The following is a 26139-nucleotide window of genomic DNA, read 5'->3' as shown; positions in this document are numbered from 1 at the left end:
CGTGGACGGGACCGCGCCCCAGGCCGCGCCTCAGGCCGGCCGGAGGGTCAGCGCGAACTGGGGCAGCGCGAGGAGAAGCACGGCGGTACCGGCCTCGATCCAGCGGTACTTCGCCCGGATGATCGCGCTGGTCCCGGCCAGCGAGGACAACAGCGCCCCCACCGGATCACGGCCCCCGAGCTCGAAGACACGGCGCAGCCGGTCCACCCCGGCACCCGGCGCGATGTGCCCGAAGTAGGCCGGGCTGGCCGGGGCCTGCCGCTCGCCCTTCCGGTACCGGGGAACGAGGGCGGCCACGAAGCAGGCGACGGCCAACAGCGCGCTCGCCACCGCGCTCCACCACAGGAACGGCACCGCCCAGGCCCGGGGCCCGGATCCGCCGCCGCTCCCGCCCCCGCCCCCGCCCCCGCCCCCGCCCAGCGGGATGAACACCCCGAGGACCGCGCCGGTGAACGCCAGGAACACGGCGGCCTTGGCGTCGGCCCGGGTGAGCTCCATGCTGTTGGCGGCCACCAGGCGCTCGATCGCCGCCACCGCCGACGGGCTCGGGGCGGCGTCCGAGGCGGCGGTAGAGGCGGCGGTAGAGGCGGCGGTAGAGGCGGTCGGCGCCCGGCCGCCGGGTATGCCGGCGGCGGTCACACCGGGCTCCCGTTCGCCACGCCGCCCGCCCAGCCGTTGGCCTGCGAGCGGATCTTGACGAACTCCGGCCCGGTGCCCTGCGGCCCGGGGCCCGGCACCCGCCGTCCGAGCGCGATGAGGCGGTCGCGCAGCATCCGGGACAGCTCCTGCCTCTCCTGCTCGCTCAACTTGCCGAGCATGAGAGCCAGTTGGTCCTGCCAGGTGGTCTCACCCCGGAGCAGTTCGGCGTGGCCGACCGCCCAGTCCAGGACCTCCCGGACCTGGTCCGGGTGTCTGGCCAGCCAGAGCGCCGCGAGCGACACCGGGCCCTCCTGAACGGCCCGGCGGCAGAACGCGTACTCGTCCTCGCTCTTGTCCATCCAGTTGTAGGGCACGTCGGCCCCGTCCGGCTCCCCGAGCCGCAGTTCGGCGTCGTGCTCCCGGGCGGACACGTCCGTGACGCGGTAGCCGAGGCCGCAGTGCGGCAGGAGGTGGGGCGTCGCGAGGTAGTGCATCAGCTCGGCCTCGGCCAGCCCGTGCCCGGCGGTGGCGAACTGCTCCTTGAGCTGGCGCAGACGCTGTTCGAGATCCTTGCGGACCGGCAGCCAGCCCCGCACGGTCCGCGCCCGCACGACGTTCACGGCGTCGTGCACCCACCACAGGACGTGGACGTCCACCGACTTCGTGCCGTACGGGGTCGACAGGCCGACCGCCCGGGTCCCGGACCGCTCGTCCAGCTCGACCAGGTACGCCTCGTCGAATCCGCGCAGGCCCGTCCGGACGGCCACCGGGCCCTCCAGGTCCGGGTCCTCGTCGGCGCGGGCGCGGCGGCGGTGCCCCACCTGGTGGTAGAGGCCGTCCCGGTCCAGCAGGACGAGCGCGCGGTCGCGCCGCCCGGACCAGCGGTGGCGCAGGATCTCCCGCCACGGCGCCTGGGTCGCGCGGGCGTAGACGGGCGGATCACTGTCGGCGGTCATCGGGCTCCTCCATCGGCAGGGGCGGGCCGGTACGGCTGCGGTTCGCCCCGGCGCCAGGCGTCCAGGGCGTGCTGGACGATGTGCCGTCCGGCCAGGTCGGGGTTGTCGTCGCCGTCGATCTCGACGAACAGGCGCATTTCGCCGAGGCTCATCTCCTGGGCGAGCGCGGTCAGCAGCGTTTCCACGGCGGCGCGCAGCGGTTCGTTCCAGACCGCCGAGGCACACCAGGAGAGCAGTGCGCTGCGCGTCTCGCCGAAGAGGTCGTCGTCGTTGAGCGAGAGCCGGATGAAGGTGATCACGGTGTCGGTGAACTCGCCGACGGTGATCAACTGGGCCTGGAACCAGGCGCGGTCCCACAGCAGTCGGGGGAAGGTCCGGAGCGCGAGTTCGGCCCCGCGCCCCGGGCGGTCCGTCCAGTCCATCAATTCGCGCAGGACGACCGGCTGGTTACCTGAGGCGAAGAGCTCCCACAACGCCGCGTCGACGGCTGTGGCGACCGCCCTCTCGTCTCCCTCCCGCCCCCGGTAGCACCCCCGCAGCAGCGACAGCGCGAGCTCCGGGCGGGACGTCCCGAATTCCTCGCCGCAGGCGTAGGCGACCGTGGACCGCGCCTGCCAGCCGACCTCGTGGCTCCAGCTCCTCAAGCGGTACTTGACCTCTCCGGCCAGCACCGGGTCCAGCGCCGCGATGCCCAGCGCGAACGCGGCGGTGCGGCGGCTGCGTTGACGGTCGGACCGGGCCAGCTTGACGATGTCGCGCAGGGCGCGCCGGCCGCCGCCCCAGCCGGCGGCCAGTCCCATCACCCGGCCCAGGGGCGCGGCCAGTTCGGGGTCCGTACCCGGGACGGCGTCCATCCACTCGGTCAGCAGCCCGGACAGCTCGCCGTACTGCCGCCAGACGTGCCGCAGCACCGTCTCGGCCTGGCGGTGCCGGGTGAAGCGCACCGGTTCCACCGTGTAGGTGTAGCGGGAGGTCGCCCGGATCTCGCCGGGCGCGCACTCGGCGCGGACGGTCGCCAGGAGTTCGTCCAGTGACCGCCGGAAGACGAACCGCGGGTTCGGGCGGGGGGCCTCCCGGCTCACCCCACCGGTCTGGCCGTCGTCACCGCCCGTCGGCAGGACGGCGTCGAGACGGCCGTCGGCCAGCTTGAGCAGGCGGTCGGCCTCGTCCCGGACGATCCGGTGGTCGAGTCCTTCGAAGACGCTGGTCGCCAGCAGAAAGGCGAGTCCGTCCGGGTCGTCGCGCAGCTTCTTCAGCAGGTCGGGGACCTCCTTCTCGGCGAGGAAGCTGAGCCGCCTGCGGAGATCGGCGAGGTCGGGGCCCTCGTCGCCGGCCCTGGCCACCTCGGCGACCAGTTCGGCGACCTGGGCGGGGACCAGTTCCGACGCCAGGAGGTCGTCCAGCCCCGGCCGCAGCCGCTCCAGTAGGCGTCGGCGCCGGTCGGGGTCGGGGACGGCAGCCTCCAGGCGGGCCTCGAAGACCGCTCCGGGCGGCGGGGGCACGCAGCGCACCGGGGTGAGGTCCAGGTCGCGGGCGAGGCTGCGGAGCAGGTCCGGGTCGTGCGGCAGCATGACCACCATGCGCGCCTTCGCGTCCGCCAGCAGGCGGCGGAGGTTGGCGACCACCGCCGGGCCGAGCTGGAGGGTGGGCAGCAGGCCGTGCACCAGGTACCCGCGGGCCTCGGCGTCGCGGGGGCGCCAGGTGGACAGGTCCTCGTCGCTGTCGAGCGCGCGCAGCTTCGTGCTGTGCCCGCTGTGCTGGAACAGCAGGTTGAGGGCCGCGGTGCGGCGCCCGGTGCCGGGCTCGCCCGCCAGGAACAGCAGGCCGGTGTCCAACTGCCGCAGTGCCGACGGGAACCACTCGGGCCGGGCGAAGCCGGCCCGCGCGTCCAGGATCTCCAGTGCGGAGATCGGGCCTTCGTGCGCTTCCACGTGCGGGCCGCCAGGGGTGGACGTCGCGCCGGCGTTCTCGACGCGCTGGTCCCCGTGCACCGCGCCGGTGTTGATGTTGCCGTTCGGGGCGTAGATGACATAGCGCCGGCCGGGGAAGTCCCGGTCGAGGTCGGCCAAGTCGTCGGCGTCGTCCGGGTCCGGATATCCGGACGCGGTCCCGTCCCGGTCGGGCGTCGGGTCGCCGGGGCGGTCGCCGGACGGGCCGCCGCCGGACGCGCCGTCGGCGGAGGCCCGGTCCTCGGCGCTCACCGGCGGCGCTCCTTCTTGTCACCGTGGAAGGTGTCGCCCTGGTTGCCGTGGACCGTACCGGCCTTGTGGCCCGCCACGTAGTCGCCCCCGAAGGAGTCGCCGCGCACGAAGTCGCGCCCGGCGTAGTCGCCGCGCACCTTGGTGACCTGCTGGCCGCCTTCCACGTTGGTCACCTGCTGGCCGCCCTCCACGTTGGTGACGTGCTGGCCGCCGTGCACCGTGCCGCCGCCGTTGACGTTTCCGCCGTCGGCCCGGTAGCTCACCGGCCCGCTCCCCGCGCGGCCACCGTCCGCCTGCCCGGCCGCCGGCTCCGCCGCCGCGGCCTGCGCCCGCTCGTGCTCCCCGACCACGGCGTCGCCCAGGATGCGGCGGTCGTAGAGGTTGCCCGAGGGCGCGGGTACGTACAGCCAGGCCCGCTGGTCGAACCGCTTGCCCTCGACGGTGGCCGGCACCTCGATGAAGTGGTCGGGGTGGCGGCCGGTGAATCCGCCCGCCACCGCGTCGTCGTAGCAGCGGTCGGACAGGATGGCGGCGACCTGGGTGATGCTCTCGTTGGAGGCGGCCAGCATGGCCTTCACCGGGCGGGAGTCGAGCAGGCGGTGGGTGTCGTTGCGGGGCGTGCCGTTGCCGTCGAACTCGCCGCCGGAGTCGGGCAGCGGCCCGATGTGGAGGCTGACCCGCAGCCGGATCCGTACCGTCCCGACCGAGTTCACGTTGAACTCGGTGAGCACCTCCTGGAGGGTGTGCAGCCACGGGTGGATCAGGAACGGCATCCATGCCGGGTCGAAGCCGAAGACGTAGCCGTCGCCGGTGGAGGCGGGGAACCGGCGACCGTGCCAGACCTCGGCGAGCCCGGCGCGCTCGAAGGACCACTGGAGGACCTGCGGGACGGCCTGGCTGATCATGCCGTGCTCGATGGCCGGGTAGCCGGTGAAGTCCTTGGCGTCGACGGCCACGATGCCCCGGTACGGCGGCAGCTGGCGGCTCCGGCTGTAGGGCAGGGCGCTGGCCTCGGGCATCGGCTGGTCGGACTGCGACATCTGTGCTCCTTGTGGTTCCGGTGCGGACCGTGTGCCCCAAGCTTCGCGAGCGCGCGCCGTGCGGTGTGCTCGCTCAGTGCGGAAACCTGGTGACGCCCGTCACGCGAACTGACGTGGCATCAGTCGCGCGGCGGACCCTCCGAACGGACCGGCGCCGCGTCAGTCACGCGCCCCGCGGGCCACCCGCCGGAGCGCGGACAGGTCGCCGATGACGATGGACTTCCGCCCGGCGTGGACCTGGTGGGAGCCGAGTTCAGCCAGGCCCGCGGTGACGGTGTTCCGGGACACCCCGAGGTGCTGGGCCAGTTCGTCGCGGGTCAGGGCGAGTTCCGTGCGCCGCCCCGGCGGCCCCGCCGGGTCCGCGGAGACGTCGGCCAGGGTGGCCAGGGCGCCCGCCAGCCGGGCCACGATGTCGCCGCCGCCGCGGGCGAGGTCCGACTCCCGCAGCCTGCCGATGGCGTAGCGCACCATCACCGGGAACAGGTCCCGGTCCGTGACGAACCGCAGGAACGCGGCCTTGGCGAGGACCGCGACCGTACAGTCCGAGATCGCCTGGACGCTCGCCGAACGGGCCCCGTCGTCCAGCACGGCCACCTCGCCGAGCAGTTCACCGGGGCCGCGGAACGCCAGCAGTCTGACGTCTCCGGTGCGCTCCCGTCGGGTCACCTTCGCCACCCCGCTCAGCAGCGCGAGCACGTGCGTTCCCGGCTCCGCCTGGCGCAGCAGGGTGGCGCCGATCGGATGCCGGCGCTCGAAGGCCTCCGCCAGCATGCTGTTCCAGGTCGCTTCACCCATGAGTCGGCGCAGGGTCTGACCCAGGGGGTCCACCGTTCGGCCGTGATCGTTCATGCGCTGACCTTAGGAGGCGCCACGGCGGGTGCGCAGACGGATGCGGTCTCCCGCCGGAATTTCCCTTGGGCGCCCCGGTGGTGGCGGTCCCCGGGAGGGGGGTGGTCCGGTCGGGGCCAGCGCAGGAGGCGCCGCTGTAGCACGAACTCATCTTTCGGGGTGGGGAATTGGCGAAGAAACCCTTCGCATGAGCGAATCCGGGGCGGGTTGGCGGTGCGGGCGGGGCGGGGCGAGAAGCCTGGTGGCGGGACGGCGGCCGGCCGGGGCTGAGACTGGTGTGCGAGATGTCCGGCATGTCCGGCACGGCAGGACAAGTCGGCTGTACAGCTGGATTCTTGAACTTCCGTCAGGATTGTCCTGAACTTGGCTATGCTGCATCACCATGCCTCCGGCGCCGGCCGTCGCCCGTCCCCGTACTGTTCCGATCGTTTGAGGATGCCGAGAATGCTTCGAGCTGGATCATCACCCGCCAGACGGCCGTCCGCGCCCCTGCTCGGGTGGCTGCTGCCCACCGCCGTGATGGCGGCGGCCGTGGCGGCCGCCGCGGCGGTGGTGTCCGCCGGGGTCCGTGCGGAGGTGCTCTGGTGCGGGGCGACGGGCACGGTGCTGGTGGCCGTGGTGGCCGCCGAGTCGGCCCGCCGGGGGCGTGCGCTGGCCGCGTTGCGGGAGCAGCACGCCCGGCAGGTGGGCGAGTTACAGCGGCGGCTGGCCGGCCAGGAGGCCGAGGCCGTGCGGCTCGCGAAGGAGGAGCTGCCGAGGCTGGTGGCCCGGGCCCGGTACGGCGCGTCGATGGACAGCCTGGCCCGGTCGTACCAGGTGCGCGATCCGCTGGCCGCACCGAAGTTCCGGGGCGCGCTGGAGTCGGTGGTGCGCGGGATCATCGTCGCCGTCGACGACGAGGTGAACCGGCGCGACTCCGCCGAGCGGGCCTTCGTCAACATCGCCCGCCGGGTGCAGGCGATCATCCACCGGCAGGCCAAGGACCTGCGCGAGATGGAGGACCGGCACGGCAACGACCCGGCGGTCTTCGACGACCTGCTGCGCCTGGACCACGGCAACGCGCTGACCGGCCGCCTCGCCGACAGCATCGCCGTCCTGTCCGGCGCCCGCCCCGGCCGTCAGTGGACCAGGCCGGTGGCGCTCTACAGCGTGCTGCGCGGCGGCATGTCGCGCATCCTGGAGTACCAGCGGGTGGACCTGCACCCGGTGGCCCAGGTGTCGGTGATCGGACCGGCCGTCGAGCCGCTGATCCACGCCGTCTCCGAACTGCTCGACAACGCCACCCGCTACTCGCCGCCGCACACCCACGTGCACCTGAGCGCCGCCGAGGTGCAGAGCGGCATAGCGATCGAGATCGAGGACGGCGGCCTCGGTCTGACCGACGAGGCCCGGATCCGCGCCGAGCGCAGCCTGCGCGAGGCCCAGGTCTCGAAGGACCTGGACGACCTCACCGAGTCGCCCCGGCTGGGCTTCGCGGTGGTCGGCCGGCTGTGCCAGGCGTACGGCTTCCAGATCTCGCTGCGCCGCTCCGCCTACGGCGGCGTCCGGGTCGTGCTGGTGGTGCCGCAGGAGTTGGTCACCACCGCGCCCCCGACCGGGCGGGCGCACGGGATCGGGGCGTTCTCCGGCCCCCGGCCGCTCCCGGCGAACCCGTCCAAGTCGGCGGCCCCGTGGGGGGCGCGGGCGGCGGCGACCGGCGTGACGGGACCGTCCGTCGGACCGTCCATCGGGGCGTCCGGCCCGTGGGCGCCGAGCGGGCCGGGCCCGGGGGACGACGAGGTGGTGGTGACCGAGCGCACCGCGAACGGCCTGCCGCAACGGCGGCGCCGCCCGCCCACCCCCCGGGCGGGCTACCCCGGATCGGCCCGGACCGCCGGACAGTACGGCAACCCGGCCTCGGGGCCCGCCGCGGGCCCCGCCCCGGGGACGGGAGGGCGTCACGCCAAGGAGCCGGTACAGCCCGGCCTCTGGCTGGAGGCGTTCACCGAGGGGATCAACGGCCATGGGCCGGCCGCGAGTTCGGCCGGTCAGACCAATGAAGAGACGGCAGGGAAAGGCGAGCAGTGATTCCGCACCGCAGCAACATGGACTGGATCCTCAAGGACCTCGCAGACAGCGTGCCGTACATCCGCCACATCGTCGTGCTCTCCGGCGACGGCCTCCGGATCGCCCAGCACGGCACCGATCCGGACACCGCCGACCGGCTCGCCGCCGCCTGCGCCGGGCTGCAGAGCCTGGCCGCGGCGGTGGGGCAGGAGTTCCCGCACGGCGACGGCTCGATGCGGCTGGTGGTGATCGAGGTGGACGGCGGCTTCTTCTACCTGATGGCGGCCGCCTCCCGCGCGTACCTCGCGGTGCTCGCCGACGAGGGAGTCGACGCCGGGCTGGTGGGCCAGCAGATGCGCGACCTGGTCGCCCGGATCGGCGAGCACCTGGCCACTCCCCCGCGCAACCCCGAGGTGGTCGCGTGAACCGGCCGGAGCGGCGGGCGCAGCGGCGGCCGGTGCGCCGTCCCGGTCGTGGTCCCGGTCCCGGTCCCGACCGCGACCGGGACCACGACCGCCTGACCCGGCATCGCGGAGCGGGCACATGAACGAGCACAGCGAGGCGGGCACATGACGACGGCCGACCAGGACGGGTGGGACGGTCCCGACCCCGCCCGCCTGTACGTGATCACCCGAGGCCGCAGCGGCCCGGCCGGACCGGGCGTCTTCGACCTGGTCACCCTGATCGTCTCCCGCGCGGAGCCGACGCCCACCATGCAGCCCGAGCACGCGGCCATCCTGCGGCTGTGCCGCTCGCCGCTCTCGGTGGCGGAGGTCTCCGCCTACCTCGAACTGCCCACCAGCGTCGTCACCGTGCTGCTGGCGGACCTGCTCGACGACGGGCGGATCGAGGCCCGCGCCGCCGTCCCCAAGGCGGAACTTCCCGACCGTGCCCTGTTGGAGGCGGTGATCCATGGACTTCAAAGGCTCTGACACGGTGGTCGGGCCGGCCGCCTCGGACCTGCTGCCGGACTCCGTCGCGATGGCGGTCAAGGTGGTGATCGTGGGCGGCTTCGGCGTCGGCAAGACGACGCTGGTCGGCTCGGTCAGCGAGATCCGCCCGCTGACCACCGAGGAGACCATGACCCAGGCGGGGGTCGGCGTGGACGATCCCACCGGGGTCGAACGCAAGACCTCCACCACGGTGGCGATGGACTTCGGCCGGATCAGCATCAGCGACCAGCTCGTGCTGTACGTGTTCGGCACCCCCGGGCAGGAGCGGTTCTGGTTCCTCTGGAACGGCCTGTTCGAGGGCGCCCTGGGCGCGGTGGTGCTGGTGGACACCCGTCGGCTGGAGGTCAGCTTCGAGGTGATCGGGAGGCTGGAGGACCGCGGCGTGCCCTTCGTGGTGGCCGTCAACGGCTTCCCGGAGGCGCCGGCGCACCCGGTCGACGAGCTGCGGGCCGCCCTCGACCTGCCGCCCGAGGTGCCGATCGTGGCCTGCGACGCGCGCAGCCGCGAGTCCAGCCGGGACACCCTGATGACCCTGATGCGGTACCTGTACGAGCTCGCGGTCCCGCCCACCCGCTGACGACCGCCCGCCCGGGGCCGCCCGCGCGCCCCGCCAGCCGAACCCCCCGTCCGCCCCGCCGACCCCACCCGACCCCGGAGAGCCCGTGAGCACCCCGTTCCCCGATGACGCCGCCCCCACCCCGCCGCCCGGCTGCCCGGCCCACGGGCGCGCCCTCGAACCGTTCGGCCCCGGCGGCGTCCGGCGCCTGTACGGGCCGGAGGCCGAGGCCGACCCGGCGGGCCTGTACGAGAAGCTGCGCGCCGAACACGGCGAGGTGGCCCCGGTCCTGCTGCACGGGGACCTCCCGGCCTGGCTGATCCTCGGCCACGGCGCGAACATCACCGCGATGCGCTCGCCGTCCCTGTTCTCCCGAGACTCCCGCCTCTGGTCGGCGTTCCGCGACGGTGACGTCCCGATGGACTCGCCGCTGATGCCGGTGATCGCCTGGCAGCCGCTGTGCGTGTTCGCGGACGGCGAGGAGCACCGGCGGCTGCGCGGCGCCGTGCTGGACGGCCTGAACCGCTTCGACCGGCGCGGCGTGCGCCGCCACGTCCGGCGGTTCACCACCGAGCTGGTCCAGGTGGTCGGGCAGACCGGCCGGGCCGAGCTGGTCACCCAGTTCGCCGAGCACCTGCCGATGCTCGTCATGACCCAGCTGCTCGGCATGCCCGACGAGTACGGACCACAGCTGGTGAACGCCGCCCGGGACCTCATGAAGGGCACCGAGACGGCCATCGCCAGCAACGAGTACGTGGTGGCGAGCCTGCGCCGGACGATGGCCGCCAAGCGCGAGGACCCGGGCGGCGACCTGGTCACCTGGCTGATGGAGCACCCGGCCGGGCTGACCGACGACGAGGTGATGGAGCACCTGCGGGTGGTGCTGCTCGCCGCGAACGAGACCACCGTCAACCTGATCGCGGACACCCTGAAGATGGTGCTCACCGACCCCCGGTTCCGCGCCCACCTGTCCGGCGGTCAGATGACCCTGGGCGAGGCGCTGGACCAGGTGCTGTGGGACTCCCCGCCGATGTCGCTGGTGGCCGGCCGCTGGGCGACCGTCGACACCGAGCTGGGCGGGCAGCAGATCAGGGCCGGTGACCTGCTGCTGCTCGGACTCGCGGCCGGCAACGTCGACCCGGTCGTCCGGCCCGATCTGGCCACCCCGCTGTACGGCAACCGCTCCCACCTCTCCTTCGGCGCCGGCCCGCACGAGTGCCCCGGCCAGGACATCGGGCGCTCCGTCGCCGAGGCCGGGATCGACATCCTGCTGACCCTCCTGCCGGACCTTCGGCTCGCCGTGCCGGAGGAGGAGCTGACCTGGACCTCCGCCTGGATCTCCCGGCACCTGGTGGAGCTGCCGGTGGAGTTCACCCCGCGCGAGATCGAGCCGCACCCCGACTCCAAGCCGGTCGACGCCCCGGAGCCGGCGGCCGTCACCGCACCCGAACCCGCGCCGGTGGAGTCGCCGGCGGTGGAGGAGGCGGAGGCACCGGCCGCCGTCCGGATCCCGGCGCAGCGGCGCGGCTGGTGGCGGGCGTTGACGGGCCTGTTCCGGCGCTGACGGCCCGTCCCTAACGACGGTCGGTGCGGGGCCGCTGCAGGGTGAAGGTGTCGACCGGGGTGAGGTCCCCGTGCGGGCCGTCGAAGGTGTAGTACGTCACCCGCATCCTGGTCAGACCGCCGCGCCGGTCGCCGGGGTCGACGTCGAAGGCCGCGAAGCCGTGGGTGTGCTGCCGGTCCTGGACGGCGGCCCACGGGGCTTCCTCGGTCAGCCACACGGACTGCCGGTACGGGGCCGGCGGGCGCGGCGCGTCCTCCAGGGCGACGACCACCCGGCCCTTGGGCTCCCCGAACAGGTCGTCCTGGGTGGTGGCGGCGTTGCCGCCGGCGCCGATGACCATGTGGACGGTGCCACGGCCGGTGTCGACCGTGTGGAGGTCGGTGTCGGACGGCACCGGGGTGCGGGTGTCGTTGGGCAAGGTCCCGCGGACGGGGTGGGAGCGCTCGTAGTAGTGCTCGTGGCCGCTGACCACCAGGTCGACCCCGTAGGCGTCGAACAGCGGGCCCCAGGCCTCGCGGATGCCGAGGTCGCTGCCGGCGCCGTGCTGCGAGCTGGAGATCATCGGGTGGTGCATGCAGACCACGATCCAGTCGATCGCCCGGCTGCTCCGCGCCGACCGCAACTCGCGCTCCAGCCAGCGCTGCTGGGCCCCGCCGGAGTAGCCGCGCAGATAGTGGTCGCCGCTGTCCTGGATGGCCACGTCGTCGTTGGCCAGGCTGATGAAGCGCACCGAGCCGACCGTGAAGGCGTACCACATGCCCCGGGTCTCCGCGTCGTCGGCGGCCGCGGAGTCGGGCAGTTCGAAGTAGGTCTGGTAGCCGAGGGCGCCGATCGGGCCGTTGCCGGCCTCGTTCTCGCCGTTGCCGGCGCAGGGCATCCAGGGGCGCAGCCGGGCCGAGCGGCTGTTGTTGATGAACCAGTCGGCCCAGGTCAGCGTGCGGCTCTGGCCGTGCCGGCCGCTGTAGGAGGCGTAGCAGAGGTCGCCGTTGACCAGGTTGAACAGCGGGCCGACGCGTTCGACGGCGGCGACGATGTCGGCGGAGTGCGGGGTGCCGACCTGGCTGCTGGTGAACACCGGGTACTTGCCGAGCGGTGACGGCATGCCGTCGGGGAAGACCACCTGGCGGCGGAGGTTGGGGGTGGCCTGGTCCCCGAAGCTGGTGAAGGTGAAGGGCGCGCGGCCGCGCGGGGCGGTGGTGAAGGAGCCCGGCTCGGGGCTCGCGCCGTCGTGGCCGGCGGTGTAGAGGTAGGTGGTGGCGGGGCGCAGGCCGGTGAGGCGGGCGTGGTGGACGTACACCTCCTCCTTGCCGAGGGCGTCCCGGTAGGTGCGGGTCTGCGCCTCGACGACCCGGCCGAGGCCGCCGTCCGGTGAGCCGAGCCGGACCTGCGGGCGGCGCACGGACTGCGGGGTGATCCAGGAGACCGTCATGTCGGCGGACGGGTCCATGCCGAACTGCAGGTGCAGCCCGCTCACGCTGGGCGCCCCGGTCCGATGCGGGGTGGACTGCAGCAGCGGGCTCGCGGCGGGCCCCGCCTCCCGGCCCGCGTCCGGGCTTGCCTCCGGGTCCGCCGCCGCGGCCGGCTGGGCGGCCGCACCGCCCGCGACCAGCGCGGCGCCGGCCGCGGATGTGCCCTTGAGGATGGACCTGCGTGCGATCGTCATGGAGCTCCGCCTGCCGAGTGGGGGTGTCGACCCGGAGCACTGTACAGACATGTGCATGCAGAAACGATCGATATGACGGACGGTCACCACCGGTACGACGGAGGGCATGCGTCGGCCCCGGCGGGGGTCGGGAGCTCCGCCGGGGCCGGGCGCAGGGAGTCGGGCGCAGGGAGTCGAACGCAGGGAGTCGGGCGCAGGGCCCGGGGGTCAGGCGCCGGGGATCAGGGGCACTGCTTCCAGGCGAGGTGGTAGACGGTGTTGATGCTGCCGTCCGTCGAGTCCATGGTCATGAAGCTGGTGGTGCTGTTCGGGTCCGAGCTGCCGGCGCCGACCCGCAGTTCGGTGTTGATGTTGAAGTTGCGCTCCTCGCCGCAGGGGGCGAAGACCAGGGCGGCGACGTCGACGGTGTCGGTCGCCTGCCAGTTGTCGTCCTTGGGGCCGCTGAAGTGGTGGCTCAGCTGGACGGTCGCGGGGTCGCCCTGGAAGTAGTAGCCGGCCTGCTGGGTGCCGGTCGCGCCCTTCTCCAGGTGGGCGAAGCCGCGGTAGTCGGCGGAGGCGATCGCGTAGGTGAAGCCCTGGGGGACGTGCACCCGCAGGTTGAGCTGACAGTTCTTCCGGAAGTCGGTCGGCTTCGAGCCGACCCCCACCTGGGCGAGGTAGCTGCTGTAGGTCACGGTGAAGGCGGTGTTGTCCGGGGAGACGGCCACGGCGGCCGTCCCCGCCGGGCAGCCGGAGCCGTTGACGGTCGCGACGTCGATGACGATCCGGTCCGGCGGCGTCGGGAGCGCGCCGGAGCCGAGGGTCGGCGAGGCGAACAGGGTTGCGGCGATTCCGGTCGTGGCCAGTACACGGAGCAGCATGGGCTTCCCCTTCGATCGTCCACGGAGCCGGGGCCGGCGCGTTGGCGCTCCGAGCGCGGTGACGTTCCCCGCGTTGGCGGTCCGAGCACCTTGGCGGTCCGAGCGCCTTGGCACTTCGAGCGCGGCCCCGAAATTGACATGGATATGTCACCACACTCGGGGTGTCCGCGTACAGGGGGTGACGCACCTCCCGGGTGACCTGCGGGCGACGAGCAGCAGCTCACCCTCGCCCGCGAGCCGGCCGTCGAACCGGCTCCCGGACAGCCCGACATCGACCTGATCCTCGGCACCCACGCCCACATCCCCGCAGGCCTACGAGAAGATCGGCGACACCTGGACGGTCTACGGCCTCGGCGACCAGCTCGCCGGGCACATGTTCACCTACGACGGCGCCGAGGACCCGCGCGGCAACCGGAGCTCCCTCGCCCGTTTCACCGTCACCCCGCCCGCCGGGCCGGGGCTGCGCCGGACGGTGGGCCGGGCCGAGTTCGTCCCGCAGGTCACCGACCTCGGGCCGCCCTACCGGGTGCTCGACCTGCGCGAGGCCGTCCGCCGCAACCCCGGCCGCGCCGACTACGCCCGCGCCCTGCAGCACATCCGCTCGGTGGTGCTCAGCCGGGACGCGGACGCGGCGGGGCTCACCATGGCGCCGTAAAGCGGTAAAGCCGTCAGGGCTTGCGGCCCAGCCCCGCGTAGGCCGCCACCTCGTGGTCGCCGAGCACCGGGCCCTCGCCCAGCTCCGGGTGCCAGCGGTTGATCAGCACCACGCCCGGGTCGTCCAGTTCCAGCCCGGTGAAGAAGCGCTCGACGCCCGCGCGGGGGCGCAGGTGGTTCTCGATGCCGGCCTCCGAGTAGCGGCGGGAGCCGATCGCGACCAGGTCGGGAATCGAGTCGGCGGTGCCGGCGGTCAGCGCGAGGAAGCTGCCGGAGGGCAGGGCGTCGACCAGCTTGCGGACCGGCGGGTGCGCGGCCTCGTCGGAGAGGAAGTGCACGATGTTGATCAGCGTCAGCGCGATCGGCCGGTCGAGGTCCAGGGTGGCGGCCACCGCGGGATCGGCGAGGAACCTCCCCGGCTCGCGCAGGTCGCCCTCGACGTAGGCGGTGCGGCCCTCGGGGGTGCTGGTGAGCAGCGCGCGCGAGTGGGCGAGCACGATCGGGTCGTTGTCGACGTACACCACCCGGCAGGACGGGTCGACGGCCTGGACGACCTCGTGCAGGTTGGGCGTGGTGGGGATGCCGGTGCCGACGTCCAGGAACTGGCGGACGCCGTGCACCTCGACCAGCCGACGGACCATCCGGTGCATCACCGCGCGGGCCGCGACGGTGGCGGTGCGCGAGCCGGGCCACTCCCCGAGGATGCGGTCGCCGACCTCGCGGTCCACCGGGAAGTTGGTCTTGCCGCCGAGCAGGTAGTCGTAGACCCGGGCCGGGTGCGCGCGGTCGGTGCGCAGGTCCACCTGCGGCGCCTCCTCGAACCGGACCCCGGTCAGCCAGCCGTCCGGACCGCTGTTCTCCATGTCTTGCCCTTCCGCACGTTCGTTCCCGTCCCACTCAACCACAGGACATGATCGAACGTCAGCCACTTCGGGACGGCACCCGCCCGCCGCGCGCCTTGATGGCCGGAGCCCCCACGGCGGCGGCGAAGGACGGCACCCGCAGGGCGGTGACGAGGCCGAGCGCCGGGCCCAGCGTGCAGAGGGTGACGTAGCCGGGGATCAGGCCGAGCCGGTGGTGGTCGTGCAACCACTCGGCGAGCAGCGGGAAGGAGCCGCCGAACACGGCGATGGTGGCCGCGTTGACCACGCCCAGGCCGAGGGCGCGGACCTCCGTCGGGAACAGCAGGCCGGTGAAGACGTTGAGCGTCCCGAGCACCGTCGCCACCAGCATCCCCAGCAGCACGGCGACGACCTGGAACGGCAGCCAGCCCTGCCGCAGCCCGATCAGCAGCACCGGGACCAGCAGCACCGGCAGCGCGAACCCGGCCCGGGCCACCGGCAGCAGGCCGAAGCGGTCGGCGGCGGCGCCGCTGAGCAGCATGGTGGCCAGCACCACCGCGAGCACCACGGTCATGAAGGAGGTCGCCTCCTCCCGGTCGACCACCCCGTAGGCGGCGGCGTACTGCGGCAGGTAGACCAGGGCGAAGTAGTAACCGACCGTCCCGCCCAGGGTGTTGAGGAAGACGGTGAGCACGGCCCAGCGGTGCTCGCGCAGCACCCGCAGGAACGGCGGGCGGGCGCCCGTCGACTCCGCCCGGGCCCGGCGGAACTCCGCGCTCTCCGGGGCCGCCCGGCGCACCCAGACGGCGGCCAGCCCGAGCAGTGCCGCGACCACGAAGGCCCAGCGCCAACCGCCGTCGGTCACACCGGACTTGCCGAGGGTGTGCAGCAGCAGCGCGAGCACCCCGTAGGAGAGCAGCGAGCCGACGATGATCCCGCCGTAGGAGACCGAGCTGAACGCGAAGCGGTGCCGGGGCGGGGCCGTCTCGGTCACGTACGCGGCGACGCTGGGCGCCTCCCCGCCGAAGGCCAGCCCCTGCACCACCCGCGCGGCGACGGCCAGGACCGCCGCCCAGGCGCCGATCGTCCGCTGGTCCGGCAGCACGGCGATGCCGAGGCTGGCGGCGGCGATCACGGACATGCCGAGGGTCAGGGCGAAGCGCCGCCCCCGGGTGTCGCTGAGCCGCCCGATCAGGTACGAGCCGACCGGCCGGGCGACGAACCCGACCGCGAAGGTCGCGTACGCCCCGAGCAGGCCGCTGACCCCGCCCTTGCCGTGCCCGAAGAGGTCCGCCGCGAAGTACGGGGCGAGGACGGCGTAGATGTTCCAGTCGAAGGACTCGACCACCGAGCCCACCGTGGCGGCGGCCAACTCCCGTCGCCGCCGGCCGGCTTGCGGCTCCTCGCGCGGCGGGGTGGTTCCGGTCCGATCTGTCATGGCCTCAGCATGGCACCGATCGAGGTGGCGCGGTATCGGACGCGGCGAGGTCCGCCGCCCCCGGCGGCCCGGCGCTACCGGCCGGGGTGGTGCTACCGGCCGGGGTGGTGGACGAAGCGGTAGGTCTCGCGGTCCAGTTCGGTGACCTCCACGCCGATCGCGGCGGGCACGTCGAGGCGGGCTTCCAGCGCGGCGAGCACCCGGGCCGTCAGCTCGGCACGCTGCGCGGTGCTGCGGCCCGCCAGGATCTTGACCTCCACCAGCACCACCGCGCGCCCGCCCCTCCCGTCGCCGACCACGTGGCGCCCGGCCGGGCGGAACAGCGTCTTGCAGTCCGCCACGGTGGTGTCGATCACCTCGGCGATCAGCCGGTGGACCTCCTCGGCGAAGCCCGCCCGGTCGAGGTCGAGGCCGGCGGAGTGGTCGACCAGGATCTGCGGCACGGGGACCTCCCAGGAGACGGAGCCCGCGCGAGGCTCCTCGGACAGTACGGCGACGCTACCGCGCACGGCGGCGCGGCCCTCGGGCAGGGCGCTCACCGGGGTGCGGCGCGGCGGTGGCGCGGCACTCCCGGGGCCCCGGCTGCGCCGGGGGCCCGGGAGCCCGGGAGCCCGGGAGCGTGAACAGCGGGTCAGCAGCCGAAGTTGATCAGGCGGAAGGTCACGTAGTGGTCGCCGGTGTAGTAGTCCTCGCGGGTGCGCTGGCCGGTGACGATCCGGCGGGTGCCGCGGGTCGGCGAGCCGGGCGTCACCACGGTGTACTCGTGGTAGTAGCCGGAGGACTGGCTCGGCAGCACGCGCTCCTTGTTCTGGAACACCACGCCGTCCTGGCTGTACGGGAACGGCCCGCCGGAGGCGATCAGGTTGAGCGTGGTGCGTGCCTGTGACGGCAGGGCGGACAGGCACACCGAGCCGCTCACCGCGGCGTGTGCCTCGGTGGCGACCGCGACGGGCGCGAGGGTCATCAGAGCGACGGCGGTGACGGCGGCGGCGCGAGACTTCCACGCGCGTAGAGTTCGGGTCATGACAACCAGCATGGCGACCGCCCCGGCCCGCCGAAAGCCCTGATCCAACTCTTCATCTCTGGTCAACTCGACGTACCCGCAACGGACTTGACCTGGACAACAGCCGCTCCGGGTCCGCCCTGCGCGAAGCCAAACCAAACCAAACCAAGCCAAACCAAACCAAGCCGAGCCGAGCCAAACCAAGCCGAGCCGAGCCGAGCCGAGCCGAGGCCGGACACGGCTGCGCCACCGGGGCGTTCACCGCCCCGGTGGCGCAGCCGGCGTCCCGGCGTCAGCCCCGGGGCAGGGCCAGGGACTGGACGGCCGGCAGCTTGCGCCAGTCGCTGGAGACGATGCTGGCGTGCGCCCGGGCCAGCTGCTCGGTGCGGGCGCGGGCCTGGTCCGCCGTCGGGTCGGTGGCGCTGATGGCGGGCGCCACGTTGTGCGCGTCCGTCATGACCAGCAGGTAGTGCGAGCGGTCGTACCACGCGGTGTCGACGCCGTTGAGGTACGTGGCGGCGTCGCCGTCGAAGACCACGAACCAGGGCCGGATCCCGGCGTCCGCGCCCGTGTACGCGGCGCGCGGGTCGCCGGTCTTGGCGCCGTGCACGGCGGGGAACAGCTGGGCGTCGCCGATCCGGCCGGCGGCGGCGAGGTCGCGCAGGTGGCGGCCGTACTCGACGTCGGTGTGCAGGGTGTCGAAGGGGTTGCTCTCCTCGACCGTCCCCGGGATCGCGTACAGCAGGACCTTTCCGGCCAGCGCCGCGCGGCTCGGCCAGTTGCCGGCCCGCACCGCCTCGTCGACGCTGGCGTACGAGCCGCCGCCCGGCTTGGCGAGCAGGTCGGCGGGGCGCAGCACGGCCGATCCCAGGTGGGCGGCGATCAGCGCGTCCAGTTCCGTCGGCCCCATGCCGAGGTTGGCCGAGAAGCCCGCCTTGAGCTCCAGCTTGACCACCAGCGGGCCGGCGCCCGGGTGGGCGCCGAGCCAGACCCGGACGTCGTCGAGGCAGTTCTCCAGGTTCTTGTTGGCGCCGCCGCTGTAGAGCTGCGCCGGGGTGCTGGCGGCGGTGCAGTTGTTGGAGTTGCCGAGCGGGTTGGAGTGGCTGACCTTCCACTCCTTGGTGACGATGTCCGTCCAGATGTCCAGCTCGATCATCCCGGTGCCGGTGTCGAGCCCCTGGGCGAGGTACGGGTAGGCGGCCGGGTCGTAGGTGTTGTGCAGGCCGACGGTGGTGGCCGAGCCGAACGGCAGGTCCGCCGGGCCGCTCGCGGCCGCGTCCTGCGCCGCGTCGGCGGTCGTCGGAATCAGGGCCGCGGCGGCGGCGAGCAGGCCGGCCGCCAGGATGGCGGCGGCGGTGCGGCGTACGGTCACAGGTACTGTCCCCCCAAGTGCGGATGTGCCTCCGGCCGCCCCTCCCGGACGGTCGGACGAAGCATCGCCCACCAGGGCGAGCTCCGGGTGAAGAAGACACGACAATAGCGTGACGGCTGTACCGCTCCCGCCCGGGTTAGCGTGGTCCGTCCAGCAGGCGCGGCCCGGTCCGCGCCTGAGCACCGAGCACCGGAGGAACTCCCGTGTCCCTGGTCCGCGTCCACAACTTCTCGATCTCGCTCGACGGCTACGGAACGGGCGAGGGGCAGAGCCTCGACTCGCCGTTCGGCCACGCCGGCGACCGGCTGCACGGCTGGTTCTTCCAGACCCGGACCTTCCGGCGGATGCACGGCCGGGAGGGCGACACCGGCGGCGACACCGGCGTCGACGACGCGATGGCCCGCACCTGGAGCGACGGCATCGGTGCGGAGATCATGGGGCGCAACAAGTTCGGCCCGCAGCGCGGCCCGTGGCAGGACCACGAGTGGAAGGGCTGGTGGGGGCCGGAACCGGTGTTCCGCACCCCGGTCTTCGTCCTCACCCACCACCCGCGCCCCACGCTGGAGATGGCGGGCGGGACGACCTTCCACTTCCTCGACGCCACGCCCGAGGAGGCACTGCGCCAAGCCAAGGCGGCGGCCGACGGGAAGGACGTCCGGATCGGCGGCGGCCCGAGCACCGTCCGGGCCTTCCTGGAGGCGGACCTGATCGACCACCTGCACGTGGTGGTGGTGCCGATCGTCCTCGGCCGCGGCGAGCGGCTCTGGGACGGGCTCGAAGGCCTGGAACAGCGCTTCCGCACCGAGGCGGTGACCAGCCCGAGCGGCGTCACCCACCTCACCTTCACCCGGCGGTAGCCGAAAGACGGTGGCCTCCCCGCACCCGTGGGGAGGCCACCGTCACACTCGGACCGTCAGACCTGTCAGACCCTGTCAGACCCGGTCAGCCGCGATCAGGACGTACTGGAAGGAGCCGTCCTTGTAGGAGTTGATGAACGCCTCCTCGATGCCGGTGACCAGCGAGGAGGTCGCGCGCAGCTCCCAGTAGGGCAGGGTGGCGGGGGTCAGGTCGATGACGGCCTGCGGCACCAGCCGGTTGTCGGCCATGGCCCGCAGGTACTCCCGGCGGGAGTGGATGTTGCACTCGAAGTGCGCGTTGATCTGCGAGACCCACTTGGACGGCTGCCCGTAGGCGGGGTTCCAGCAGCCGGTGACGGTCACGTACCGGCCGCCGACGGCGAGGATCCGGGAGTGCTCGGCGAACAGGTCGTGCAGGTCGACGTACATGCTGGACTCGTTGTTCCACGAGCCCGCCACCTGGCCGGTCTCGAACGGCATGTCGAGCATGTTGCAGACCTGCGAGCGGACGAAGTCGCCGATGCCCAGCTCGTGGGCCCGGTTGTTGCCGAACTCGGCCTGCTTGGCGGAGAGCGTGACGCCCTGGACCCGGCAGCCGAAGCGCTGGTGGGCCATCACCATCGAGCCGCCGCGGCCGCAGCCGGCGTCCACCAGGGTGGCGTCGGCCGGAACCGCGCCCAGGTGGTCGAGGAGCAGCTCGGCCTGCGCGGACTCCAGGCGATGCAGCTCGGTGATCACCTTCTTCTCGCGCTCGCTGTCGGCCGGGTCGCCGATGGCGGCCTGGTCGACGTCGCCGATGCCGTAGTGGTGGTGGTAGAGGCCGTCCACGTCGCCGAGGCGAAGGTTGACCGGCCGTGCCTCGTGGTCCCAGTAACGTGCGATGTCGCCCTGGTAGGGGGTCGCCGGCCCGGGGATGGCGGCGTTGTCGGCGGGGGTGGTGATGTCGTCGGTCAGGGACATGCGTCAGCTCCTAGCGGGTGATCAACGGAAGGGGGACGGCTGCCGGAAACGGTGGTTACCAGAAGTCGGGCAGGGTGTAGCGGAAGGAGTTGGTCTGGTGCCAGAAGTGGTTGCCGTCGACCCACGCGGACACACCGCGCAGGAACCGCACGAGGGTCGGGACGGGGCAGGCCGCGGCCAGCGCGGCCGCCTCGGCCTCGAAGGCGTGCATCAGGTCGTTGTGGACCTCGACCGCCTTGAGGTAGCCGTCCCGGTGCGAGCAGTCCTCGCGTTCGGCGATCACCACGGGCAGGTTCAGGTGCAGTCCGGGGATGGACAGCTCCTTGGTGTACGAGTACAGGTCGTTGACGATGGTGGTCGCGTTGCCGGCCAGGGCGATCACGCGCTGCATGGCGGGTAGCGCGTGCAGTTCGACCGGCAGCTCGTAGCCGCCGACGGTGTCCGTGATCGTCGGGCAGGGGCGGAAGTTGTTGAACTGGCGCATCGCCAGGTACTCCCACACCTGCGGGACGTGCTCGGTCTCGGCCCACGACGCCTCGGCGAGGTACCCGAGGTGCAGCCGGGCCATGTCGTGCCGGAACCGGTCCGACTGGGAGGGCGTGGAGGCCCGGGTGAAGTACTCCATCGCGGAGCGGTACGCCCGGCGGGGCGCGTCCTCGTGCAGCGAGGCCTCCCACTCCGGGTGGTACTCCGGGGTGGTGTGCAGCGGGTCGAGCGCGGTGTGCGCCAGCAGCAGGCGCCCGCCGAGGCCGACCGGCGAGCCGCCGTGCTCCTCGCAGTAGTAGTCGTCGACCGCGTTCTCGGCGACCATCAGGCGGGCGGCGAGCATCAGGTGGTCGACGCCGGGCGCGTCCGGGTGGCAGGCCACCATGTAGCGGCCGGTCGAGAAGCCGTCGAACTGCTTCTCCCAGTCCGGCGGGTACAGCTCGACCTCGTCCAGCGCCCAGGCCTTGATCCTGAGGCTCAGCTCCTCCACCCGCACCGGGTCGGGCTCGGCCACCGGGTGGTGGTAGAGGCCCGGGATGGCGTCGCCGGGCTGCGGCTTGGAACCACCCGGCTTGGAACCGCCCGGCGAGGGGCTGTCGGACGTGGGGACGCCGGGCACGGAGGTGTTGGGTGCGGGCGCGCTCGGGGCGGGGGGACTCTGCGCCAGGTTCAGGCCCGCGGTGCCCAGGCCGCTCGGCCCGCGCAGGATCCGCTCCATCGCCGAGGAGCTCATGACCCCACCGCCGCGGGGGCAGTGCGCTCGAAGGGTGTCCCCGCTCTGGTGCACAGGGGCATGGAGCCTCCTCTGACTCTGATGAAGGATCGCGAGACATGACGCTTCGTCACCTGGCCGACGGCGCGGGCGGTCTTCGAACGCGCCCCCCGTCTCGCTCGGTTCACAACCGTAGGCGCGGGGACCGGTTCGGAAACGCTCCGGACGATCTTCTACACCCGATCAGGTGAACGTGGGCCCGTATGGCGTTTGAAACGCCACCTCCTCATGCATCGGTCCGCCGCGCCCGCCGGTGTAAGGGGGAGAAGAATGGCCACGACCCCGTGACGAAACGGGGCCAGGAAGGACGTACCAGCACATGGAGACCCAGGGCCGCAGCCGCACCGCACTGGTCGAGGACCTCATGGAGCGTTTCCCCGACGTGCCCCGGGAGGCCGTGATCAAGGAGGACCTGCTGCGCGGCGGCATGGCCTTCGACGAGTCCGCCCTCAGCGGGAGCACCGGCGCCGACGGGAGCGGCGAGGTCAAGCCGAAGTCGTACTTCATCTTCTCCTTCGACCACCGCACCCTGCCCGAACTCGGCGCGGCCGCGCTCAACCGCCCGCCGGAGGAGGTCGTGCTCACCGGCGGCCCGTACGGGCTGCGCCGCACCGTGGTGTCGGTGCGGGTCAACCCGGACTCGCCGTACCGGGTCGGCGCCGGGGAGGACGGCACGCTCGGCCTGTACCTCGACGGCGCGCGGATCGCCGACGTGGGCCTGCCTCCGATGCCTGACTACTACCGACACACCCTGGCCAACGGGAAGTCGGTGATGGAGGTCGCCCCGACCATCCAGTGGGGCTACCTGATCTACCTGACGGTCTTCCGGGTCTGCCAGTACTTCGGCGCCAAGGAGGAGTGCCAGTACTGCGACATCAACCACAACTGGCGCCAGCACAAGGCCGCCGGCCGCCCCTACACCGGGGTCAAGCCGGTCGAGGAGGTGCTGGAGGCACTGGAGCTCATCGACCGCCACGACACCGCCCGCGCCTCCCAGGCGTACACCCTCACCGGCGGCGCCATCACCTCGCAGGTCGGCGGCCGGGACGAGGCCGACTTCTACGGCCAGTACGCCAAGGCCATCGAGGAGCGCTTCCCCGGTCGCTGGATCGGCAAGGTCGTCGCCCAGGCCCTGCCGCGCGAGGACGTCCAGCGCTTCCACGACTACGGCGTGCGGATCTACCACCCCAACTTCGAGGTCTGGGACAAGCGCCTGTTCGAGCTGTACTGCCCCGGCAAGGAGCGCTACGTGGGCCGCGACGAGTGGCACCGGCGCATCCTCGACTCCACCGAGGTGTTCGGCCCGGAGAACGTGATCCCCAACTTCGTCGCCGGGGTCGAGATGGCGCAGCCCTTCGGCTTCACCACCGTCGACGAGGCCATCGCCTCCACCCGGGAGGGCCTGCGCTTCTTCATGTCCCACGGCGTGGTGCCCCGCTTCACCACCTGGTGCCCCGAACCCACCACTCCGCTCGGCAAGGCCAACCCCCAGGGCGCCCCGCTGGAGTACCACATCCGCCTGCTCCGGGCCTACCGCGCCACCCTGGAGGAGTTCGGCCTCTCCTCCCCGCCCGGCTACGGCCCGGCCGGCCCCGGCAAGGCCGTCTTCTCGGTCAGCTCCTTCATGGACTCGCTGCCCGGCTGAGCCCCCGGCGCACGCCGCCCCCGGCCGGCATGACGGGACGTCAGGATGACGCCGGGGGCCGTCGGCCCACCGCGAGGAGGAGGCGGACCCCGCCGATCGGCGCGTGGGTGGGGGTACGAACAGCGTGTTAGCTTCCCGCCATGGGATTACGTGGGGCTCGTGGGGTGGCGGCGCGGTCGGCGATCGAGGGGATGCGGGAGCTCGCCGGGGAGGGGTTGACGGCGCCGGAGGTGTTCCGGCGGGCGGACGAACTGCTGCGCCCGGTCCTGGAGTTCGACGCGGTGTGCTGGCACACCGCGGATCCGGCGACCGGGCTGGTGAACTCGGTGCAGAGCGAGGACCTCAGCCTGACGGCGTACGAGCACGCCGTCAGGCTGGAGGTCTGGGAGGACGACCTGGCGACCTTCCCGAAGATCCGGCACAGCGGGGCGCAGGCGGAGACGCTGAGCCGGGCGACCAAGGGGCGCCCGCAGGAGAGCGTGCGGTTCCGGGAGCAGATAGCACCGGCCGGGTTCGGGGACGAACTGCGGGCGGTGTTCGACGCGACGGGCGGGATGTGGGGGTGCGCGGCGTTCATGCGGGCCCCGGACCGCGGCCCCTACCTGGGGCGCCAGCGCGAGCTCGCCGGCGCCGCCGCCCGCCACCTGGGCAACGCGCTGCGGGCGTGCCACGTTCCGGCCGGCGCACCGGACCAGGAGGACGCGGGGCCTGCGGTCCTGCTGCTCGACCGGCGCAACCGGCTGCGGGCGATGTCCGGCCCGGCCGAGGACCTGCTCGACCGGCTGGCCGACCCCACCCCCACCTCGCTCAGCATCCCGACCTCCGTGGCGATGGCCGCCGAGCACGCCCGCCGGGCGGCGCACGGGCTGGCCGCGCCGCAGACGCCGGTACGGGTCCGCTCCCGGGACGATCGCTGGTACCTGCTGCACGGATCGGCGCTGCGCGGCGACGCGGCGGCGGACGAGGTGACGGTGGTGGCCACGCCCGCCTCGCCGGCCGAGGTGATGCCGCTCTACCTGGCCGCGTACGGGCTGACCGCCCGCGAGCAGGAGGTGGCGCTGCTGCTGGTGCGCGGCAGCGACACCCGGGACGTGGCCCGGCTGCTCGCGATGACGCCGTACACGGTGCAGGACCACCTGAAGTCGGTGTTCACCAAGACCGGGGTGGGCAGCCGGCAGGAGCTGATCGCGCGGATCATGCTCGGCGGAGGGCGCTGCTGACCCGTGGCCCCGCGCCCCTGGCGCGCGCCCGCCGCACGCCCCCAGGAATCTGGGATGGCCGGGGCCCCGCCGCGAACGTGAAGATTTCCCCACGGGGGATTCACGCCATGCACATGACGTGACGTGCATCGCAGTGCCTTCATCGTCCAGCGGAGGAGCACCCTCATGAGCTCGCGCACCAGGCGCACCGCCTTCACCTCAGGAGTCGCCGCACTGGTCGCGGTGACCGGACTCGGCCTCGGCGCCGCGCCCGCACACGCCGACACCACACCGCCGACCGCCACCTGCGACCCCGCCCGCGACTACCTGTGGGAGGACATCGCCTCGGCCCGGGTCGAACCGACCGTCACCGACTTCCTCGCGGTCGCCATCACCCCCGGCACCACCGGCAGTTACACCAAGACCCTCAGCGAGGTCGACTCGGTGAGCACCACGATCAACACCAGCACCGAGGTGAGCGCCGAATTCAAGGCGATCTTCGCCAAGGTGAGCGTCAAGGTCGGCTTCTCGGTTGCCAACACCAAGGCGACCACCCGCACCACCACCGTCACCGACACCGTGAACTTCAACAGCCCCGGCTACTACGGCCTCTACCGCGGCACCCGGAAGGTCACCGGCGAGTGGGTCCGCTACATCTGCGCCCGCAGCGGGAACACGGGCTACTGGATCAACACCAGCCCGAACGGCCCCGGCACCTTCACCACCTTCGACGTCCCGGAGCAGGGCACCGTCTCCTGCGCCTACCCGGAGCCGGCCGGCACCCTGCGCGCGGCCGCCCGGGCGCGACTCGTCTGCTGATGCCCAGGATCACGGAAACGGCCCGACCCACCTGCTGCGAAAGCGAGTCCACGATGCCCCACCCGCACCGTCCGCGCTACCGCGCCCGCCGCCCGCTGAACGTCCTCGGCACGGCGGCCGCCGTCGGCGCCCTGCTGTTCACCGCCTCCCCCGCCGCCCTGGCCGCCCCCGCGTCGGCCACCGCACTCGCTGCGGACCCGGAGAGCGACTACCCCTGCGACCCCGGCCTCTACCGCATCAACACCGCCGGGGCCGACCGGCCGCTGACCGTCGCGCTCTCCCCCGGGAACCACGGCTCGGTCATCCAGTACTTCTGGGGTGACGAGTCGAACCAGAAGTGGCAGGTCTGCCGCAAGCACGCCTCCGACGGCCGCGAGCTGGTGTACTTCCGCGACAGCTGGCGCGGCTGGTGCATGGTCGTCGACCGCTGGGGAAAGGACGACGGCAACTGGATCATCACGGTCGGCTGCGGCGACATCGTCCCCGAGAACCAGGCGTTCTGGATGGCGAAGGTTCCGGGCGGCAACCGCTTCGCCCTCCAGAACCTGAACTCCGGCAAGTGGGTCGCCGCCCAGAACCACAGCGACGGCCTGGGCTACCAGATCGTCCAGGACAGCCGACCGGACCTGTTCTACCTGCAGGCCGTCTGACCGTACGGCGCACCACGAGGAACGCCCGTCGTGCCCGGCCGGGGCGGGGCGGCCCGGGGCGACGCGGCCAGGGGGGCCCCCCCGCGGGCCCCCCGCACAAAAACACGGGGGTTAA

The 26139-nt window shown here is 73.0% G+C and carries 24 protein-coding genes and 1 pseudogene; 11 read left to right on the top strand and 14 right to left on the bottom strand.

Annotation, left to right across the window (positions count from 1 at the left end):
- Positions 1–30: 30 nt before the first annotated feature.
- The 5 genes from AB0O19_RS25990 to AB0O19_RS25970 form a co-directional block, all read right to left on the bottom strand.
- Positions 31–639 (bottom strand): Pycsar system effector family protein, encoded by a 609-nt coding sequence (locus tag AB0O19_RS25990; protein WP_363622815.1) that lies wholly within the window; start codon positions 637–639, stop codon positions 31–33.
- A complete protein-coding gene (locus tag AB0O19_RS25985) occupies positions 636–1595 on the bottom strand; it encodes a hypothetical protein (RefSeq protein ID WP_363622813.1) in 960 nt (319 codons plus the stop codon). The genes AB0O19_RS25990 and AB0O19_RS25985 overlap by 4 nt, the downstream gene beginning before the upstream one ends.
- Positions 1592–3796 carry a hypothetical protein gene (locus tag AB0O19_RS25980; protein WP_363622811.1) on the bottom strand — a complete coding sequence of 735 codons (2205 nt, stop codon included), beginning with the start codon at positions 3794–3796 and terminating at the stop codon, positions 1592–1594. The genes AB0O19_RS25985 and AB0O19_RS25980 overlap by 4 nt, the downstream gene beginning before the upstream one ends.
- The gene (locus AB0O19_RS25975; RefSeq protein ID WP_363622809.1) at positions 3793–4836 is read right to left on the bottom strand and encodes a hypothetical protein; all 1044 of its coding nucleotides are present in this window, start codon (positions 4834–4836) and stop codon (positions 3793–3795) included. Before AB0O19_RS25975 ends, AB0O19_RS25980 begins: the two co-directional genes overlap by 4 nt.
- A gap of 159 nt (positions 4837–4995) precedes the next feature.
- Positions 4996–5685 (bottom strand): Crp/Fnr family transcriptional regulator, encoded by a 690-nt coding sequence (locus AB0O19_RS25970; RefSeq protein ID WP_363622807.1) that lies wholly within the window; start codon positions 5683–5685, stop codon positions 4996–4998.
- Between the two features lie 444 nt (positions 5686–6129).
- On the opposite strand from AB0O19_RS25970, the gene AB0O19_RS25965 reads away from it, so the two are divergent.
- The 5 genes from AB0O19_RS25965 to AB0O19_RS25945 all read left to right on the top strand — a co-directional run bounded on the left by AB0O19_RS25965 (position 6130) and on the right by AB0O19_RS25945 (position 10804).
- Positions 6130–7752 carry an ATP-binding protein gene (locus AB0O19_RS25965; protein WP_363622805.1) on the top strand — a complete coding sequence of 541 codons (1623 nt, stop codon included), beginning with the start codon at positions 6130–6132 and terminating at the stop codon, positions 7750–7752.
- A gap of 17 nt (positions 7753–7769) precedes the next feature.
- Entirely contained in the window at positions 7770–8156 is a 387-nt protein-coding gene (locus tag AB0O19_RS25960; protein ID WP_208869028.1) for a roadblock/LC7 domain-containing protein, read from the top strand.
- A 144-nt stretch (positions 8157–8300) separates the two neighbouring features.
- Positions 8301–8663 carry a DUF742 domain-containing protein gene (locus AB0O19_RS25955; RefSeq protein WP_063345928.1) on the top strand — a complete coding sequence of 121 codons (363 nt, stop codon included), beginning with the start codon at positions 8301–8303 and terminating at the stop codon, positions 8661–8663.
- Positions 8644–9261, top strand: a complete 618-nt coding sequence (locus tag AB0O19_RS25950; protein WP_363587156.1) for an ATP/GTP-binding protein — start codon at positions 8644–8646, stop codon at positions 9259–9261. Before AB0O19_RS25955 ends, AB0O19_RS25950 begins: the two co-directional genes overlap by 20 nt.
- Positions 9262–9346: 85 nt before the next feature.
- Positions 9347–10804 (top strand): cytochrome P450, encoded by a 1458-nt coding sequence (locus tag AB0O19_RS25945; RefSeq protein WP_363622803.1) that lies wholly within the window; start codon positions 9347–9349, stop codon positions 10802–10804.
- A gap of 10 nt (positions 10805–10814) precedes the next feature.
- On the opposite strand, the gene AB0O19_RS25940 is transcribed toward AB0O19_RS25945, so the two are convergent.
- Complete coding sequence (locus AB0O19_RS25940) at positions 10815–12467, bottom strand: metallophosphoesterase family protein (RefSeq protein WP_363622801.1); 1653 nt, start codon at positions 12465–12467, stop codon at positions 10815–10817.
- A 221-nt stretch (positions 12468–12688) separates the two neighbouring features.
- Positions 12689–13327 carry a DUF4360 domain-containing protein gene (locus AB0O19_RS25935; protein ID WP_363587153.1) on the bottom strand — a complete coding sequence of 213 codons (639 nt, stop codon included), beginning with the start codon at positions 13325–13327 and terminating at the stop codon, positions 12689–12691.
- A 373-nt stretch (positions 13328–13700) separates the two neighbouring features.
- On the opposite strand from AB0O19_RS25935, the gene AB0O19_RS25930 reads away from it, so the two are divergent.
- Positions 13701–13982 (top strand): hypothetical protein, encoded by a 282-nt coding sequence (locus tag AB0O19_RS25930; RefSeq protein WP_363622799.1) that lies wholly within the window; start codon positions 13701–13703, stop codon positions 13980–13982.
- Between the two features lie 13 nt (positions 13983–13995).
- On the opposite strand, the gene AB0O19_RS25925 is transcribed toward AB0O19_RS25930, so the two are convergent.
- From AB0O19_RS25925 to AB0O19_RS25905, 5 genes are all read right to left on the bottom strand, one after another.
- Positions 13996–14844 carry an SAM-dependent methyltransferase gene (locus AB0O19_RS25925; protein ID WP_363622797.1) on the bottom strand — a complete coding sequence of 283 codons (849 nt, stop codon included), beginning with the start codon at positions 14842–14844 and terminating at the stop codon, positions 13996–13998.
- A gap of 58 nt (positions 14845–14902) precedes the next feature.
- Positions 14903–16261, bottom strand: coding sequence for an MFS transporter (locus AB0O19_RS25920; protein WP_363587150.1), 1359 nt, complete (start codon positions 16259–16261; stop codon positions 14903–14905).
- 92 nt (positions 16262–16353) lie between these two features.
- Complete coding sequence (locus AB0O19_RS25915) at positions 16354–16800, bottom strand: isomerase (protein WP_363622795.1); 447 nt, start codon at positions 16798–16800, stop codon at positions 16354–16356.
- A gap of 92 nt (positions 16801–16892) precedes the next feature.
- Positions 16893–17225, bottom strand: coding sequence for a ribonuclease domain-containing protein (locus AB0O19_RS25910; protein WP_363587179.1), 333 nt, complete (start codon positions 17223–17225; stop codon positions 16893–16895).
- Positions 17226–17556: 331 nt separating this feature from the next.
- Entirely contained in the window at positions 17557–18636 is a 1080-nt protein-coding gene (locus tag AB0O19_RS25905; RefSeq protein ID WP_363622793.1) for a phosphatidylinositol-specific phospholipase C domain-containing protein, read from the bottom strand.
- A 203-nt stretch (positions 18637–18839) separates the two neighbouring features.
- Here AB0O19_RS25905 and AB0O19_RS25900 point away from each other — a divergent pair, with 203 nt between their 5' ends.
- Entirely contained in the window at positions 18840–19493 is a 654-nt protein-coding gene (locus AB0O19_RS25900) for a dihydrofolate reductase family protein (RefSeq protein WP_363587147.1), read from the top strand.
- Between the two features lie 75 nt (positions 19494–19568).
- On the opposite strand, the gene AB0O19_RS25895 is transcribed toward AB0O19_RS25900, so the two are convergent.
- Positions 19569–20453 carry a geranyl diphosphate 2-C-methyltransferase gene (locus tag AB0O19_RS25895; RefSeq protein WP_363587146.1) on the bottom strand — a complete coding sequence of 295 codons (885 nt, stop codon included), beginning with the start codon at positions 20451–20453 and terminating at the stop codon, positions 19569–19571.
- 55 nt (positions 20454–20508) lie between these two features.
- Positions 20509–21663: pseudogene (locus AB0O19_RS25890) on the bottom strand (family 2 encapsulin nanocompartment cargo protein terpene cyclase); the annotation flags it as partial.
- A 367-nt stretch (positions 21664–22030) separates the two neighbouring features.
- Here AB0O19_RS25890 and AB0O19_RS25885 point away from each other — a divergent pair.
- The 4 genes from AB0O19_RS25885 (at position 22031) to AB0O19_RS25870 (ending at position 26024) form a co-directional block, all read left to right on the top strand.
- Positions 22031–23356, top strand: a complete 1326-nt coding sequence (locus tag AB0O19_RS25885; protein ID WP_363622791.1) for a radical SAM protein — start codon at positions 22031–22033, stop codon at positions 23354–23356.
- Positions 23357–23496: 140 nt separating this feature from the next.
- A complete protein-coding gene (locus AB0O19_RS25880; RefSeq protein WP_363622789.1) occupies positions 23497–24576 on the top strand; it encodes a helix-turn-helix transcriptional regulator in 1080 nt (359 codons plus the stop codon).
- 165 nt (positions 24577–24741) lie between these two features.
- Positions 24742–25374 (top strand): hypothetical protein, encoded by a 633-nt coding sequence (locus tag AB0O19_RS25875; RefSeq protein ID WP_363622787.1) that lies wholly within the window; start codon positions 24742–24744, stop codon positions 25372–25374.
- 53 nt (positions 25375–25427) lie between these two features.
- Positions 25428–26024, top strand: a complete 597-nt coding sequence (locus AB0O19_RS25870; protein ID WP_363622785.1) for a hypothetical protein — start codon at positions 25428–25430, stop codon at positions 26022–26024.
- Positions 26025–26139 lie beyond the last annotated feature (115 nt).

It is taken from the genome of Kitasatospora sp. NPDC091276, from assembly GCF_040684355.1.
Taxonomy (GTDB): domain Bacteria; phylum Actinomycetota; class Actinomycetes; order Streptomycetales; family Streptomycetaceae; genus Kitasatospora.
The sequence above is the reverse complement of the archived record's forward strand: the minus strand, read 5'-3'. Positions and strand labels throughout refer to the sequence as shown.

Bases quoted from the DNA above. Each gene is read 5' to 3' on its own strand.
- AB0O19_RS25875 (WP_363622787.1), top strand. From the start codon at position 24,742: ATGAGCTCGCGCACCAGGCGCACCGCCTTCACCTCAGGAGTCGCCGCA.
- AB0O19_RS25940 (WP_363622801.1), bottom strand. From the start codon at position 12,467: ATGACGATCGCACGCAGGTCCATCCTCAAGGGCACATCCGCGGCCGGC.
- AB0O19_RS25885 (WP_363622791.1), top strand. From the start codon at position 22,031: ATGGAGACCCAGGGCCGCAGCCGCACCGCACTGGTCGAGGACCTCATG.
- AB0O19_RS25975 (WP_363622809.1), bottom strand. From the start codon at position 4,836: ATGTCGCAGTCCGACCAGCCGATGCCCGAGGCCAGCGCCCTGCCCTAC.
- AB0O19_RS25955 (WP_063345928.1), top strand. From the start codon at position 8,301: ATGACGACGGCCGACCAGGACGGGTGGGACGGTCCCGACCCCGCCCGC.
- AB0O19_RS25920 (WP_363587150.1), bottom strand. From the start codon at position 16,261: ATGACAGATCGGACCGGAACCACCCCGCCGCGCGAGGAGCCGCAAGCC.
- AB0O19_RS25870 (WP_363622785.1), top strand. From the start codon at position 25,428: ATGCCCCACCCGCACCGTCCGCGCTACCGCGCCCGCCGCCCGCTGAAC.
- AB0O19_RS25965 (WP_363622805.1), top strand. From the start codon at position 6,130: ATGCTTCGAGCTGGATCATCACCCGCCAGACGGCCGTCCGCGCCCCTG.
- AB0O19_RS25935 (WP_363587153.1), bottom strand. From the start codon at position 13,327: ATGCTGCTCCGTGTACTGGCCACGACCGGAATCGCCGCAACCCTGTTC.
- AB0O19_RS25960 (WP_208869028.1), top strand. From the start codon at position 7,770: ATGGACTGGATCCTCAAGGACCTCGCAGACAGCGTGCCGTACATCCGC.
- AB0O19_RS25910 (WP_363587179.1), bottom strand. From the start codon at position 17,225: ATGACCCTCGCGCCCGTCGCGGTCGCCACCGAGGCACACGCCGCGGTG.
- AB0O19_RS25930 (WP_363622799.1), top strand. From the start codon at position 13,701: ATGTTCACCTACGACGGCGCCGAGGACCCGCGCGGCAACCGGAGCTCC.
- AB0O19_RS25970 (WP_363622807.1), bottom strand. From the start codon at position 5,685: ATGAACGATCACGGCCGAACGGTGGACCCCCTGGGTCAGACCCTGCGC.
- AB0O19_RS25895 (WP_363587146.1), bottom strand. From the start codon at position 20,453: ATGTCCCTGACCGACGACATCACCACCCCCGCCGACAACGCCGCCATC.
- AB0O19_RS25880 (WP_363622789.1), top strand. From the start codon at position 23,497: ATGGGATTACGTGGGGCTCGTGGGGTGGCGGCGCGGTCGGCGATCGAG.
- AB0O19_RS25925 (WP_363622797.1), bottom strand. From the start codon at position 14,844: ATGGAGAACAGCGGTCCGGACGGCTGGCTGACCGGGGTCCGGTTCGAG.
- AB0O19_RS25985 (WP_363622813.1), bottom strand. From the start codon at position 1,595: ATGACCGCCGACAGTGATCCGCCCGTCTACGCCCGCGCGACCCAGGCG.
- AB0O19_RS25950 (WP_363587156.1), top strand. From the start codon at position 8,644: ATGGACTTCAAAGGCTCTGACACGGTGGTCGGGCCGGCCGCCTCGGAC.